Source organism: Archangium violaceum Cb vi76, assembly GCF_000733295.1.
Lineage (GTDB): Bacteria > Myxococcota > Myxococcia > Myxococcales > Myxococcaceae > Archangium > Archangium violaceum.
In genome coordinates this window covers 23,206-36,598 of the sequence record NZ_JPMI01000300.1, presented here as the reverse complement: position 1 = coordinate 36,598, position 13,393 = coordinate 23,206, and the positions used below count along the sequence as shown (strand labels likewise).

The following is a 13,393-nucleotide window of genomic DNA, read 5'->3' as shown; positions in this document are numbered from 1 at the left end:
TCACGTCCACGGACCAGGGCGGTGGGCATTGAGCCCGCCGCCCCAGACTCCGGGTGAGAGCGTGCCAGCGCGCTCAGATGCTGTTTCCGCCACAACATGGCCGCGGGCTCAACCCCTATGCGGCTCGTGACCTTGAGACGTCAGCATCCTTGACCCGCCTGGATGCGTGTGTTCCGGTCCTGAAGCCGCGCCATTCCTCGTGGCGCTCTGGTGCAGGACTGGACGATGAACAAGCTGACGAAGCTCTCGATCAAGAAGTTTCGGAACGTTGCTCCGACCACACTCGAGTTCCGTCCTGGTCTCAATGTGCTCCTCGGCAAGAACGCGGCTGGGAAGACGACCCTGCTTCGCTTGCTGTCAACAGTGGTTGGGACTCCAGACAAGGCTCTCCGGGATGACCTGCTCGATGTAAGCTATCGTGTTTCGGGCACGTCGCTCGACTTCGAGCACACGATCACGAGAACCCGAGTGGATGAGCTGGTACTCCCCACCGAGCCGGGTCGGCCGATGCGAGCAGAGTTCTCCAACCTCCAACAAACCGACTCGTTCGTTTTTGAGAAGGATGGCTTGGTAGTCGCAAAAGCCAAGGTGCTCCCAAACAAAGTCACGTTCGAAAGAGCAGGTCAGCAAAGCAGTGTAGAGCTGCGGTTCATGCTCCGATCACCTTTCGCATCGTTCTTCCTCGCTCTACTGAGTACCAAGCAGGACTCCGCGACACATGAGTTGATGGAAGAGATCAATTCATCTCGGATCGGAAGCGCAGGCCGCATGGACGAAAGTCTTGATCGACTTGACGCGCTGATTGATCTAGAAGTGACGAGAGAAGGCTCTAGCAAGAGCTCAACGTGGAATATCGAGAACGTGCCGCGCTCGATGTACGAAATGCTTTCGGACTCAATGCCAGAGGGCACATCAGCGACGTTCTCACTGGAGTTTCTAGAGCGTGCCGCGCGCGTGCTTGGCTACGAATCCGCGAGCGCTCGATTCGATGTCGAACGCCTCAGCCCAGAACCAAGCCAACAAATTGTACGCTTGAGCAACCTCCGGTTCTTCTTCAAACGACCTGGCGAGGAAGTATCTCATGACCTGCTCAGCTATGGTCAAAAGCGATTGCTCTCCTTCTTTGCTCACGCAGACGCATCGCAGGACATGATCGTCGCAGACGAACTCGTGAACGGCCTTCATCACGAGTGGATTTCCGCATGCCTGAACGAAATTGGTGATCGGCAAGCTTTTCTGACGAGCCAGAACCCACTGTTGCTCGACTTCTTGCGCTTCGACAGCGCCGAGGAGGTTCGTCGCACATTCATCCTCTGCGAGCGAGCCAGTGGTAAACCCGGCCCACAACTCATCTGGCGCAATCCCACCGAGGAGGAAGCCGAATCCTTCTTCTCGGCGTATCAGACGGGAATCCAGCGCGTCTCGGACATACTGCTCACCAAGGGGCTCTGGTGACACATCATGGAAGTCCGTGCCCGTATCCTCGTCCTGACCGAGGACTCTGGTGGTCAGGCCCAGCCAACGATCCAGAAACTCTTGAAGGAGGCGCTCAAACTTGTCGATGGGAGCGTCGACCTGAATCCGAATCGTATCCGGCTCGAACCACTGCCCGAGAACGAGCGCGCGCTCCTCGCTGTTCGTGCCAATCAATGGAAGGAGCAGCCGCCGACCATCGAGACGATTCGCCTCCTCGACTTGATCGCAACCCGATTGGTGGAACCGGCGGGATTCGTTGTCTTCCACTTCGATACCGACCGCGTGTGGGCCGAGCGCCACAACAGCGAGAACCGCCAGAAGTTCGAGACGCTCATCCGAGAGCGAGTGCGTCACATCCTGCGCGGTGAAGTCCCGGCTCCGCGGTTCGGTCCTCAGCGCCCACGACCCACGCTGACGGCCGAACAAATTGAGCTTGCGCTGAAGCGTCTTCTCGTTCTGTCCCCCTGCTACAGCATCGAGTCCTGGCTCTATCAGTCAACGAACGAAGTTCTCGTGCACTGCCAGGAACGCCACGATTCCGAGGCGCACGTGCTGCGCATTCAGTCGTGGGCCGTAGACAGGAAGCTCCTCGATGACGTCTCGCGACCCAAGCATGAGGCCCTGACATGCGTGGGTGATCTTCATAACGAAGCTCTCGCCAAGACATTCCCGGCTGAAGAGGTGTGGCTTGCCGAACGGTCGTTCTTCGAATCCGTCGAGCGACTTCGAGCCTGCTCCGCACTGGTTGAAGCGCTCGGATATGGCGGGCCACACGTCTAAACCTGGGCTGCTATGCTCGGAGCATGCATTACGAGACTACAGTGGCGACTCTGCGCGAGCGGGCACGGGCCGGTCTCTCTCTGGACGAGTCGATCGTCTTCCTGCATGACGCGGGACTGCCCATCGTCCACAGCATCAAGGCGATCCACGAGGTCTTCGGCCTGCCCCTGGGCGAAGCCAAGCACGTGACCGCCGGGCACCCCGTGTGGGCCCCGATGGCGAAGGCGAACCGGCGGCTCCATGACGACCTGGAGATGTACGCGGACTTCATCCAACAGACCGAGGGGAACACACGGGACGCCAGGGCCCAGGCCTACCGGCGAGTCATCACCACCCTCTTCCCGAAGCTCGGCCTGGAGCCCATCCCAGAGGACTGGTCAGGCGTCGACCCCGTCCTGCCGCTGCTCGAACGCATGCGTCAGGAAGGTGCCGTCGTGCTGGTGAAGTGGGATGGCGAGCGGACCGCGCCGGGAGACAGCGGGCCCTACACGGTCCTCGTGTCGGGGGCTCGGCTGGCGGGGGAGTTGCTGCGAGCCGACACCCATTCCCTGGAGGAGGCGCTCGCCAGGGTCATCTTCGAGTACGCCCTGCGCTACTGGCAGGCCTGACTCACCGGCCCAGGCTGTAGTTGACGGGGAGCCAGTCGTAGCCCTTTCCATCGGCGCGCACATGGCCGATTCCCGGGAACGGAACGTGGGCGACTCCCACCCAGTAACCCTGCTTCGCGGCCTCTGCGTAGGCCTTCTTGCGTTGGGCCGCCGCCGCCTTGGAGTCGGTGTCGAACTGGATGGTCACCGACGGCTCGGGGAACTGCACCGCGGCGACATGCATCATGTCACCCCACAGCACCAGCTTCTGCCCCTTGCTCTCCACGGCGTAGAAGCTGTGGCCGGGAGTATGGCCCCGGGCCGCGATGGCTCGGATTCCGGCCTCCAGCTCGGTATCTCCATCGAAGGTCTGGAGCTTGCCCGCTTCGACATACGGGTTGAGTGACGCCATCGCCCCCTGGAAAGCCCCCTTCTTGTCGTCCGGAGCCTTCTCCAGGTTGGCGGTGCTGAGCCAGTAGTCGGCATCGTGTTTGTCCACACGCACGACGGCATTGGGGAAGGCCCGCTTGTCACCCGCCATCAGCCCACCCGCGTGGTCGCCGTGGATGTGGGTGATGAGTACCAGGTCGACCTGTTCCGGCTGGTAGCCCGCTGCCCGCAGGTTGGTGAGCAATTGATTGCCAACAGTCGGGCCGAACAGGGAACCGACGCCCGTATCCACCAGCACCAGCCGGGCGCCGGTGTTGATCAGAAAGGCATTGATCGAGGTCTCGACGGGCTGGCCGACGTACGCGGCGGCCAGCAGCTTCTCGACCTGACCGGGCCGGGTGTTGGTCATGAGCTTGTCCACTGGAAGGGGGATGGTTCCATCGGACAGTGCCGTGATTTCGAAGTCGCCCAGCATCATGCGGTAGAAGCCCGGGGCCTGGGTTTTGACCTGTGGCGCGGCGGCCTGTGCGGCGGGAAGCATGAGCCCTCCGCCGGTGGTGGCCGTAAGGGCCGCGACGGCAAGGGTGTTCAAGAAACGGGTGCGAATCGTCATGGGGGTCTCCAGGTGCCGGATGAAAAGCGCGGCGCACTAGATAAGAAGCGACCGGGTCGCGCGCGATCCTTTTTATGCCCCCTCCCGCGATGGTGGGCCGTTTGCGCTACCCTCCCCTCATGTCCCGCGCCTCCCGCCTGCTCGCGCTCATGGAGTTGCTGCGCCGCCACCGCGCGCCCATCACCGGCCCGGCGCTGGCCGAGAAGCTCGGCGTTTCCATCCGCACCCTCTATCGCGACATCGCGACGCTCCAGGCAGAGGGCGCCGATATCCAGGGTCCAGTCGGTCCAGCCGAAGGACGAGCGCTATCCGCGCCGCCGTGCCGAGCTGGTCAAGGAATGGCGGGTCCGGCAGAACATTCCCGCTGCTGCCGGAAACTGACAGTCCCCGGGTGCACACCATCCCCATCCACCCGATGGAGATGCCCATGCGTACCCTCAACTACCTGCTGCTGGCCGTCCGTGATCCGCTCAAGAGCGCCGAGCTCTATTCGAAGCTCCTCGGCCGCGAGCCGGTCGAGAAGTCCAGGACCTTCGTTCTCTACGTGCTGCCGACCGGCCTCAAAATCGGTCTCTGGCTCGCTGACGAGGTGAAGCCGGCACCAAAACCCGCCGGCGGCATCGAGATCTCGTTCAGCGAGGAGAGCAAGGACGCCGTCCTCGCGACGTATGCCGCGTGGACCCGGCTCGGCCTCGAGGTGGTGCAGGAGCCCACCGAGATGGATTTCGGCTTCACCTTCGTGGTCGAGGACCCGGGCGGGCATCGCCTCCGCCCCTTCGTCCTCGCCAACAATCCGCGTTAGCGGGCTCCCGGGTGTGCGGCCTCAGGCGTCATGAGGGGGCAATGGCTGGTCAATCAGCTTTCGCCATTCCGCGGTCACACTGAGCACGGGTTGCGTCGTTGCGACAATCGCGGCATTGACGTTCGCAACGTGGTTGGCGTGCGCCCGATCAGCGTTCGGTTTGCCGCTCTTGCCCGCCCCAGGAATATCGGGGTACCACCACTTCTGGCCGGTGGCGCGCTCCTCGAAGCCCCAGCCCTGGGTGGTCCCCACCTTCTCCGACCCCACCTTCGTGATCTTCGACAGCCGATCGGCGATCACCGTCTCTCGACTCTTCAGCGCCCATTCCGAGAATCTTTTCGCGCGCTCCTTGATCGCTTTCTCGTACCCGCCCGGCTCGGGGGCAATGAGTGCTTGCTGTTGAAATACGAGCAACTGGAGTCCGGCGCCCGTCAGATAGTTGGCCACGAGCGAGGCGCCGTAGACCTCCATGTCGTTCACCAGTTTCACGGAGAGCGTCTCCGCCTCCTGGAGTTGCACCTTGTTTCCCGTGGTGTTGTAGAGACTCACCAGGTCGGCGACGGTCCGTATCTCGACCTCAATGGCTTTCTTCCACTGCTCATTGAGTGCCTCATGAACGGCCTCCACGAACTTCTCGTATACCTCCCCAAACCACCCCGGGACGTGTCCGGGAGGGTGTATAGGAGGCAGGCCGCTCTCAGGCACGGAGGTCGCGCATGGCCAGAGGAGTCTTCTTCAACGTCCCGTTGCACGGGCATGTCAACGCAACGCTGCCCGTGGTGCGGGAGCTGGTGAATCGAGGCGAGGAGATCTCGTACTACCTCACCGAGGCGTTCCGACCCCAGGTCGAGCGGGCGGGCGGACGGTTCCACGGCTACGACAGCACGCTGGAGAGACCAGGAGGGGTGGGACTCCTCCCGGCCCGCATGGCGGGAGAGAGCCGCCACGTGCTCCCCCAGGTGCTGGAGGCCGTGCGCGCCGAGCGTCCCGACTACGCGGTCTATGATCCCATGTGCCTCTGGGGACGGATGGCCGCCCAGCTCCTGGGGATTCCCGCCATCTCGTTCCGTCCCACCGTGGCCAACAACGGCAGCCCGACCGGCCCCTTCGCGGCCTTCATGCGTAACCGGGCGGCGCTGTTCCCGGGAGTGTTCGAGCAGGCGAGCAAGGAACTGATGGCGCTGATGCAGGAGTACGGCCTGCCGCCCCTCGACATTCCGCGCATGCTGAACCACGCGGAGCCGCTGAACCTGGTCTGCGTGCCGCGCGCCTTCCAGCCCCAGGGCGACACCTTCGACGAGCGCTTCGTCTTCGTGGGCCCCTCCATCCAGCCGCGCGGAGACACCGGGGACTTCCCCTTCTCGCATCTCGAGGGAGGCCCGGTGCTCTACATCTCGCTGGGAACGGTCTTCAACAACTGGCCGGACTTCTACCGGATGTGTTTCGCGGCCTTCGGCGGGACGCCCTGGCGCGTGGTGCTCGCAACGGGGCATGCGGTGAACGCGGCGCAGTTGGGACCCATCCCGGACAACTTCCTCGTGCGCCCCTCCGTCCCACAGCTGGAGGTCCTGGAGCGCACGTCGGTCTTCGTCACCCACGGCGGTGCCAACAGCCTGATGGAGGCGTTCCATTACGGCGTGCCGGTGGTGGTGATTCCACAGATGGCGGAGCAGCCCCTGAATGCCCAACGGGTCGCCGAGCTGGAACTGGGGCTGGCCCTGGAGAAGGAGACCGTCACGGTGGAGCAGCTCCGTCAGTCGGTGGAACGGCTCTCCAGCGAGCCGGCGTTCCGGGAGAAGGTGCGGACGATGCAGCAGGAGGTCCGCGCTTCCGGAGGCTACCGCCGCGCCGTCGAGGCCATCCTCGAGCTCACCCGTTCATCGAGATGATGTGAGCCCTTCCGGGTGCGAGTGGGTGCATCATGTTCGCTCACGTCCGAGAACAGGTAGACTCCGAGGCCATGGCTCCTCGTCACCACCGGCGACACCTGCTTCTCCTGCTGCTGCTGTCCGGGTCCGCCCTGTCGGCGTGTCGCGGTGAGTCCGAGCAGGAGCGCCAACAGAAGGCGCTGCTGAAGTCCGTCCAGCGGCTATTGGAGACGCGGGAGTGCGCTGGCTGCGATCTCACGGGCGCCCAGCTCGAGGGGGCGGACCTGGAAGGGGCACGGCTGGCGGGCGCGACACTGGAGAGCGCGAAGCTGGCCCGGGCCCGCCTTCGCAACGCCGACCTGAGTGGCGCCATCCTGGGAGGTGCCGATGCACGCGGGGCCGACCTGCGGGGCGCGCGGGTCGACGGCGCTTCCTTCGGGGCCGCGCAGTTCCAGGGCGCCATCCTGGAAGGACTCGACCTGCGCAAGGTGACGGAGCTGCCCTCGGCCAACTTCGAGGGGGCCAACCTCCGCGGCGTCAATCTGGAGGGAGCGAGCCTCACGGGTATGGGCGGCTCCTACCGTCCCAGCGAGCGCTGGCACGCCTACTCCGTGCCAGCCGGAGGCGCGTGGCTCGTGCGTGCGGACTTCACCGGGGCGAAGCTCCGCTTCACCGTTCTGGCACGGAGCAACCTCGAGGGAGCCATCTTCCGGGACGCCGACCTGCGCGACGCCACCCTGACACACTCCAACCTGAAGGACGTGGAACTCCAGGGGGCCCGGTTGTACGACGCCACCTGGGAAGATGGGCACAAGTGCACCTCTCGCGCCAAGGGCAGTTGCCACCCCGCGCCCCGGTGAGAACCGCCTGGGCCCGGCCTTCAGCGCCCTGACTTGCTCAAGGTAGTGAGTTGCTGCTTCAGCGCCGTCTTCACGCCGTCGTGGAGGGTCTGCCGGCTGGTGGAGTGCGCCACCATGGCGAAGTACGGAATGCTGCCAGGCAGGGGCTTCAGCGGCTTCTCTCCTCCCGCCTCTGGCTGCAGTGCCTTCGGCGCGTGCTTGCCGCAGTCACACGCCACCTGCGCCGAGCTTCCCTCCGCTACGGCCTTTTTCACGGACTGCGCCGCATCCTTCACCGCGGGCCTGGCCACGTACAGGGGCTTGATAGCGGTCGGAATCTGCGCTTCGTCCACCTCCAGCTTCCCGACGTTCCGCGCCTTGATGATGACGGCGTACTCCAGCGCCACGGTCAACAGCCGCAGCAGCTCCAGCTCGAACTCGCTCGTCTGCCGCCAGAACTTCTTCCAAGCGATGGTGGCCTTCATCGCGGTGCTGAACCAGCCCACATACTCGGCATCAATGGGGAAGTCGAAGAGGTCGCGCACGGGCTCCAGGTGCGCCACCAGCGTGAAGAGGAGCTCCATCAGAGGCTGCCGGGCGGTGCGCAAATCCTTCCCCGCGAGCTGCTCCTCGATGGTCTCCAGGCGTTTGACGAACTTGTTGAACACCACGTCGTACCGCGCCGCATCCCTCACCTGGGTGTAGTGATCCGCGCGGGTGACCTCCACGGGCACGACAGTGAAGGCCCGCCCCTTGGAGTTCACCTTTCCCGCGAGCTGTTTGACCGGGGTAGCGCTCGTGTTGTCGAACACATCGACCTGCTCGCCGAGCACCGAGGCCAGCAAGTCCCAGAGCGGCCCACGCAGGGTCTTGGAATCCACGGAGAGGAAGGTGATCAACGGCTTGAGGAATTCGACGACGTGGATGTCCTGGACGAGGCCCAGGGCGGGGAACCTGTCCTTGCTCAAGCGCTTCGTGAAGGCCGCCTTCGTCTTGTTGAGCCCCCCCTCCAGCCGATCCAGCTCCTGGATGAACTTCGCGGCCGTGGCGGGGCTCAACACCTTTCGGGTCATCTTCTTGCTCGGGTGCACCGACTTGTGCACCTCGTAGGTGAAGCCATCCCGGAGCATGGTGACGGCCTCGCGCAGCTTCGTGAAGATGTCATGGAGCCGCGACAGCAGGCCAAGGACATGGGAGTAGAACCGTCTGGCCTCCGCCAGGCCGTAATGCGCCACCCGGATGTCCACCTTCTTCATGTCATCCACGAGCGCACCGCCCACGCCCCGCAGGTCATCCCAGTCGACGCCGTCCTTCAGGTTGTCCCGCAACGTCTTCCAGGCCTTCGAGCTCGTTCCTTCCTTCAGGAACGACACGTTCACCGAGGTCAGGAGCTCCTTGAAGAGCTTGGGCGTGGCCTTCACGTCCCTGGCCAGACACCTGGCGATGCAGCCAATCTCCTCGGAACCCGCGGCCTTCATCAGATCCGTCATCGGGTGCATCGAGAAGTCGGCGATGACCCGCTGGGTGATGTCGTACTTGCAGAAGGCGTTGATGATCTTGCAGTCGTCGTCGAAGGCGGTGGTGTCCACCTGGTGCAACCGGGTGAAGAAGGGCGTGGACAGATAGGTGATGGTGCGAATCTTCCACTGCTTGGGCCAGACCTTGGCCGCCTGGCGGGTCAGTTCGTTGATGACATTGCCGCCGTGCGAGTGACCGATGAAGTGGAAGTGGACCTTCTTCTTGAGGTGGCCTTGGTAGAAGGCGGGCTCGCCCTCGGCGCCACAGAGCCGGTTGGCGAGGTAGGCCCCGGAGATCGTCCGGGCCTGCACCGAGTTGTCGCCCGTCCAGCCGTGCGCCTCGAAGATGTGCAGGTTGGTGTACTGCTGGCGCAGTATCAAGAGAGCGTTGTTGAACTCCCAGTTCTCCTCCCAGTACCAGTTCTTGTCCTTCGCCGTCTTCGACGCGGACGCGGACTTCTGGGCAGCCTTCTGTTTCGCTCCGGAGGACTCCAGGGGCACGAGACTGGGCGTGGGGTAGCTGACGGAGCGAAGCACCGGATCCATGTTGACCGGATCGACGGTACCGCTCACCAACACCACGATGTTGATGACGTTCTCCTGCGACATGACGAGCTCTCCCCCGGGCGTGTACCGCTCCCATGAGCATCCTGAGCTGAGAAGGACATCAGGACGACCACCAGCAGCCTAGCGCACGCCGTCACCCACGAGAAGACAGGCCCAGGGCCGCGCTCGGCGAGCACCGTGTGAACACCGGTGTGCTAAAGCGGCGGCATGCTCGACCACATCATGCTGCGAGTGAGGGACTACGCCGCGTCCAAGCGCTTCTATGACGCGGTGCTCGGGACGCTCGGCTATCGGATGCTCCTCGAGTTCCCCGAGGCCGGCGGCTACGGCGACGACCAGAAGCCCTATTTCTGGATCGGCCCCTCGCAGGACCCCCACCCGCGCACCCATATCGCCTTCATGGCCAAGGACCGCGCCGCAGTGGATGCCTTCCACGCCAAGGCCCTGCAGATGGGCGCCAGGGATGATGGCGCGCCGGGCCTGCGCCCGCACTACCACCCGGACTACTACGGCGCCTTCGTCATCGACCCCGACGGTCACAACATCGAGGCCGTCTACCACGGGCCCGCGTCCCCATAGGCCATCCCCCCGGGCCCCTGTGCGCGTGGACCTGGGGCTATGCTTGGATGACGGCACGCCACGCTGGTGCACTCACGAAGTATCGGGGGGACATTCCATGAGCCATGACGGATCCGCGGTCTTGAAGCAGCCGGCACTTCCCTTTCCACCCAAGGTGCCGGGCATTCCCATCCTCGGCGCACTGCCCGCGCTGCTGAAGGGGCGACTCGACTTCCTGGAGGCGGCCCACCAGCGGCATGGCGACATCTTCACCCTGGATCTCGGCTTCACCGACGCCATCATCCTGAGCCACCCACGGCATACACAGCACGTCCTGGTGGATCACGCGCGCAAGTATTTCAAGGGCGGGGCCATCTGGGAGTCGATACGGACCTTCCTGGGCAACGGGCTGCCCGTGAGCGAGGGGGACTTCTGGAAGCGGCAGCGGCGCATGATCCAGCCCGCCTTCCACCAGCAGCGGCTGATCTCCCTGACGGAGAAGATGGTGGCGGCCATCGACGAGAGCCTGGCGGGCTGGGAGCAGGCGGCCCGGACGGGCGAGCCCTTCGACATCGCCGAGGCCTTCTCGCGGATGACCATGAACGTGATGGTCCGGGCGATGTTTGGCAGCGGGCTGGAGGCGGACGAAGCGAAGCGGGTGGGCCAGGCGATGGCCTACATCATCGACTACATGATGCAGGGGATGGTGACGAAGTCCCTGCCCGAATGGCTGCCAGTCCCGGGCCGCGCCCGCTACCGGGAGGAGCTCCGGTACATCGACGAGGTCGTCATGCGGGTCATCGAGCGGGGACGGCGGAGCGCCGAGGAGGACAACCTGCTCTCGCTGCTGCTGCACGCGGTGGATGGGGAGTCGGGCGAGCGGATGACCAACGCGCAGCTTCGCGACGAGGCGGTGTCGCTCTTCGTCGCCGGGTACGAGACCACCGCGGTGGGCCTGGCCTGGGCCTTCCATCTCATGACCCGCCACCCCGAGTCCTTCCAGCGGTTGCGGACGGAGGTGCGGGAGGTGCTGGGCGAGCGGGTGCCCGGCTTCGCCGATCTGCGTCAGCTCGGCTACGCCCGCAACGTGTTGCAGGAGGCACTCCGGCTGTACTCGCCCTCGTATTGGATTCCCCGCACGTCGTCGGAGGAGGACGAGATCGACGGCTACCAGGTTCCGGCGGGGAAGATGGTGGTGGTCTTCACGCACCTCATCCACCGCCACCCGGACGTCTGGGAGGAGCCGCGGCGCTTCGAGCCAGACCGTTTCACACCGGAGCGCTCCGAGGGGCGGCACAAGCAGGCGTGGATGCCCTTCGGCGCCGGCCAACGCATGTGCATCGGCAAGGAGTTCTCGCTGATGGAGGGGCAGCACATCCTCGCCCGCATCGCCCAGCGCTACGACGTGTCCGCCGTTCCGGGACGGGAAGCCCAGGTGCATATTGGCACCAGCATCCGCGCGAAGAATGGGGTGTGGGTGCACCTGAAGGCGCACGCACTCTAAGCTGGAGGAACCATGCTCACCGGTGCCTCGACCCTGCCCACCCTGGAGACGCCCCGCCTGCGCCTGCGTTGGATGACGGAGGCGGACATCCCCGCGCTCTTCGAGCTCTTCTCCCACCCCGAGGTGACGCGCTATTGGAGCTGGTCCGCGTACACCGAGCGGGCCCAGGCGGAGAAGCTGTTGGAGAACATCCACCAGCACTTCGCCGAGCGCTCGCTCTTCCAGTGGGGCTATGCCCGGCGCGAGGACGATCGGATCATCGGCACCTGCACCCTGGCGGAGCTGAGCGGGCAGCACCGGCGCGCGAGTCTCGGGTACGCGTTGAACCACGCGCACTGGGGCCACGGCTACGGGCGCGAGGCGGTGGCCCGGGTGGTGGAGTTCGGCTTCACCACGCTCGAGCTGCACCGGCTGGAGGCGGACGTGGACCCGCGCAACACGGGCTCCATCCGGGTGCTCGAGGGCCTGGGCTTCCAGCGCGAGGGCTTCCAGCGTCAGCGCTACTTCCTCAACGGAGAGATCCAGGACGCGGTGCTGTACGGGCTGCTGCGGCCGGAGTGGCGGCCGGATTCCGCCGCCTCGTGAAGGAGCGCTCCTGGGCGTGAGGGCCCGGAGCGCCGCGCTCACGGCGTGGGCGCGGGCACCACTGGAGCGGGGGCCTCCTGCACCGGAGGAACGTCCCGCCCCTCGCCGAAGCCCAGCACCCACCACTCGGGGGCCTGCCCTCCCCGCTCCACCAGCGCGCGCTTCAGGTCCTCCACCGGCTCGTCCTCGCCGTCGTCCGCGAGCCGGAAGGTGCCGTAGTGCATGGGGACGCTGTAGCGCGCCCCCAGGTCCACGCTGGCCTGGACGGCCTCGCTCGGCGACACGTGGACCGGGGACATGAACCACTCGGGCTTGTAGGCACCGATGGGCAGCACCGCCAGGCGCATGGACCCGAAGCGCTCATGGGCCTCGGCGAACTGCCGGCCCCAGCCGGTGTCTCCCGCGAAGTACGTGGCCCCATGCGGGCCCCGGAAGACGTAGCCCGTCCACAGCGTCCCGCCGCGATCGAACAAGCCCCGGTTGGAGAAGTGCTGGGTGCGCGCGCTCACCAGCGTCACCTCCGGACCCAGCGGGAACTCCTGCCACCAGTCCACCTCCGTCACCTGCCGCAGATCCTTGCCCTCGAGGAAGGCACGGTTGCCCAGGCCCGCGAAGATACGCATCGCGGGGAACTTCTCCTGGAGCCGCCGCAGCGTGGCCACGTCCATGTGGTCATAGTGGTTGTGGCTGAGCACCACCACGTCGATGGGCGGCAGGTCCTCGAAGCGGATGCCCGGCGGCCGCACGCGCTTGGGCCCCGCGAAGGACACCGGACTGCAGCGCTCGCTGTAGATGGGGTCCGTGAGGATGTTGAGCCCGTCCAGTTGCAGCAGCACCGTGGCGTGGTTGATGAACGTCACCCGCAGGCCACCGCGGGCCACGCGCTCGGGTGGAGGCGGGCCAGGAGGCACATCGTTCCACTCCTTCCACGGGGCCGGCTTCCGGTTCAGTTGCCAGTCCAGGAAGCTCCCCTTCTGCTCCCGGGGCTCCAGGTTGATGAAGCGCTCCCCATCGAAATGGTCCGTCTTCGGCCCCTTCCACGTCGGAGCGGAGAAGATGCAGCCGCCGACGCCCACGCCACCCACGATGAAGGCCAACACCCCGGCCAGGGACAGCAGCAACCGGCGCGGCAGGGTTCTTTTCATGGGGGGCGTTTCTAACCTGATCGTTCCTGAGCGCGATGACCGGATCGATCCGGGTGGCGCGGTGCGCGGGCAGGAAGCTGGCGACGCAAGGAGGATGCCAGTCCACGGCGCCCCTCCCCCGAGGCGCCACCGAGGAATTCCACCCGGGTGGGAGCCATCCCC

The 13,393-nt window shown here is 65.3% G+C and carries 13 protein-coding genes and 1 pseudogene; 10 read left to right on the top strand and 4 right to left on the bottom strand.

The features are described from left to right. Positions 1-225: 225 nt before the first annotated feature. Genes Q664_RS41455 through Q664_RS56970 form a run of 3 tightly spaced genes read left to right on the top strand, consistent with a single transcriptional unit; the run spans position 226 to position 2,864 of the window. Positions 226-1,455 (top strand): AAA family ATPase, encoded by a 1,230-nt coding sequence (locus Q664_RS41455; RefSeq protein ID WP_152622640.1) that lies wholly within the window; start codon positions 226-228, stop codon positions 1,453-1,455. Between the two features lie 6 nt (positions 1,456-1,461). Beyond that, positions 1,462-2,256 carry a hypothetical protein gene (locus Q664_RS41450; RefSeq protein WP_043409467.1) on the top strand — a complete coding sequence of 265 codons (795 nt, stop codon included), beginning with the start codon at positions 1,462-1,464 and terminating at the stop codon, positions 2,254-2,256. 41 nt (positions 2,257-2,297) lie between these two features. Next, positions 2,298-2,864 carry a hypothetical protein gene (locus tag Q664_RS56970; RefSeq protein WP_052519327.1) on the top strand — a complete coding sequence of 189 codons (567 nt, stop codon included), beginning with the start codon at positions 2,298-2,300 and terminating at the stop codon, positions 2,862-2,864. 1 nt (position 2,865) lies between these two features. Here the strand turns inward: Q664_RS56970 and Q664_RS41440 are convergent, their stop codons facing one another. After that, positions 2,866-3,846 (bottom strand): MBL fold metallo-hydrolase, encoded by a 981-nt coding sequence (locus Q664_RS41440; protein WP_043409465.1) that lies wholly within the window; start codon positions 3,844-3,846, stop codon positions 2,866-2,868. A 74-nt stretch (positions 3,847-3,920) separates the two neighbouring features. Here Q664_RS41440 and Q664_RS62415 point away from each other — a divergent pair. Beyond that, positions 3,921-4,112, top strand: a pseudogene (locus Q664_RS62415) (HTH domain-containing protein); the annotation flags it as partial. Between the two features lie 161 nt (positions 4,113-4,273). Continuing rightward, positions 4,274-4,648, top strand: coding sequence for a VOC family protein (locus tag Q664_RS41435; RefSeq protein ID WP_043409547.1), 375 nt, complete (start codon positions 4,274-4,276; stop codon positions 4,646-4,648). 21 nt (positions 4,649-4,669) lie between these two features. On the opposite strand, the gene Q664_RS41430 is transcribed toward Q664_RS41435, so the two are convergent. Beyond that, positions 4,670-5,275, bottom strand: coding sequence for a hypothetical protein (locus Q664_RS41430; protein ID WP_043409462.1), 606 nt, complete (start codon positions 5,273-5,275; stop codon positions 4,670-4,672). A gap of 89 nt (positions 5,276-5,364) precedes the next feature. On the opposite strand from Q664_RS41430, the gene Q664_RS41425 reads away from it, so the two are divergent. Both Q664_RS41425 and Q664_RS41420 read left to right on the top strand, forming a co-directional pair. After that, positions 5,365-6,537: a macrolide family glycosyltransferase gene (locus Q664_RS41425; RefSeq protein ID WP_043409459.1), complete on the top strand. Its 1,173-nt coding sequence runs from the start codon at positions 5,365-5,367 to the stop codon at positions 6,535-6,537. Between the two features lie 32 nt (positions 6,538-6,569). Then, positions 6,570-7,376: a pentapeptide repeat-containing protein gene (locus tag Q664_RS41420; RefSeq protein WP_084610792.1), complete on the top strand. Its 807-nt coding sequence runs from the start codon at positions 6,570-6,572 to the stop codon at positions 7,374-7,376. A gap of 20 nt (positions 7,377-7,396) precedes the next feature. On the opposite strand, the gene Q664_RS41415 is transcribed toward Q664_RS41420, so the two are convergent. Continuing rightward, entirely contained in the window at positions 7,397-9,481 is a 2,085-nt protein-coding gene (locus tag Q664_RS41415; RefSeq protein WP_043409456.1) for a lipase family protein, read from the bottom strand. A gap of 165 nt (positions 9,482-9,646) precedes the next feature. On the opposite strand from Q664_RS41415, the gene Q664_RS41410 reads away from it, so the two are divergent. From Q664_RS41410 to Q664_RS41400, 3 genes are all read left to right on the top strand, one after another. After that, entirely contained in the window at positions 9,647-10,018 is a 372-nt protein-coding gene (locus Q664_RS41410) for a VOC family protein (protein ID WP_043409453.1), read from the top strand. Between the two features lie 97 nt (positions 10,019-10,115). Further along, a complete protein-coding gene (locus Q664_RS41405) occupies positions 10,116-11,501 on the top strand; it encodes a cytochrome P450 (protein WP_084610790.1) in 1,386 nt (461 codons plus the stop codon). A 12-nt stretch (positions 11,502-11,513) separates the two neighbouring features. After that, a complete protein-coding gene (locus tag Q664_RS41400) occupies positions 11,514-12,086 on the top strand; it encodes a GNAT family N-acetyltransferase (RefSeq protein ID WP_043409450.1) in 573 nt (190 codons plus the stop codon). 38 nt (positions 12,087-12,124) lie between these two features. Here Q664_RS41400 and Q664_RS41395 read toward each other — a convergent pair whose 3' ends face one another. Continuing rightward, positions 12,125-13,231, bottom strand: a complete 1,107-nt coding sequence (locus Q664_RS41395) for an MBL fold metallo-hydrolase (protein ID WP_052519325.1) — start codon at positions 13,229-13,231, stop codon at positions 12,125-12,127. Positions 13,232-13,393: the final 162 nt, after the last annotated feature.

What these genes read in the sequence shown, in the direction of transcription:
- Q664_RS41440 (WP_043409465.1), bottom strand. Translation starts at nt 3,846, where the DNA reads ATGACGATTCGCACCCGTTTCTTGAACACCCTTGCCGTCGCGGCCCTT.
- Q664_RS41435 (WP_043409547.1), top strand. Translation starts at nt 4,274, where the DNA reads ATGCGTACCCTCAACTACCTGCTGCTGGCCGTCCGTGATCCGCTCAAG.
- Q664_RS41415 (WP_043409456.1), bottom strand. Translation starts at nt 9,481, where the DNA reads ATGTCGCAGGAGAACGTCATCAACATCGTGGTGTTGGTGAGCGGTACC.
- Q664_RS41420 (WP_084610792.1), top strand. Translation starts at nt 6,570, where the DNA reads ATGTTCGCTCACGTCCGAGAACAGGTAGACTCCGAGGCCATGGCTCCT.
- Q664_RS41395 (WP_052519325.1), bottom strand. Translation starts at nt 13,231, where the DNA reads ATGAAAAGAACCCTGCCGCGCCGGTTGCTGCTGTCCCTGGCCGGGGTG.
- Q664_RS41400 (WP_043409450.1), top strand. Translation starts at nt 11,514, where the DNA reads ATGCTCACCGGTGCCTCGACCCTGCCCACCCTGGAGACGCCCCGCCTG.
- Q664_RS41455 (WP_152622640.1), top strand. Translation starts at nt 226, where the DNA reads ATGAACAAGCTGACGAAGCTCTCGATCAAGAAGTTTCGGAACGTTGCT.
- Q664_RS41425 (WP_043409459.1), top strand. Translation starts at nt 5,365, where the DNA reads ATGGCCAGAGGAGTCTTCTTCAACGTCCCGTTGCACGGGCATGTCAAC.
- Q664_RS41410 (WP_043409453.1), top strand. Translation starts at nt 9,647, where the DNA reads ATGCTCGACCACATCATGCTGCGAGTGAGGGACTACGCCGCGTCCAAG.
- Q664_RS41450 (WP_043409467.1), top strand. Translation starts at nt 1,462, where the DNA reads ATGGAAGTCCGTGCCCGTATCCTCGTCCTGACCGAGGACTCTGGTGGT.
- Q664_RS41405 (WP_084610790.1), top strand. Translation starts at nt 10,116, where the DNA reads ATGAGCCATGACGGATCCGCGGTCTTGAAGCAGCCGGCACTTCCCTTT.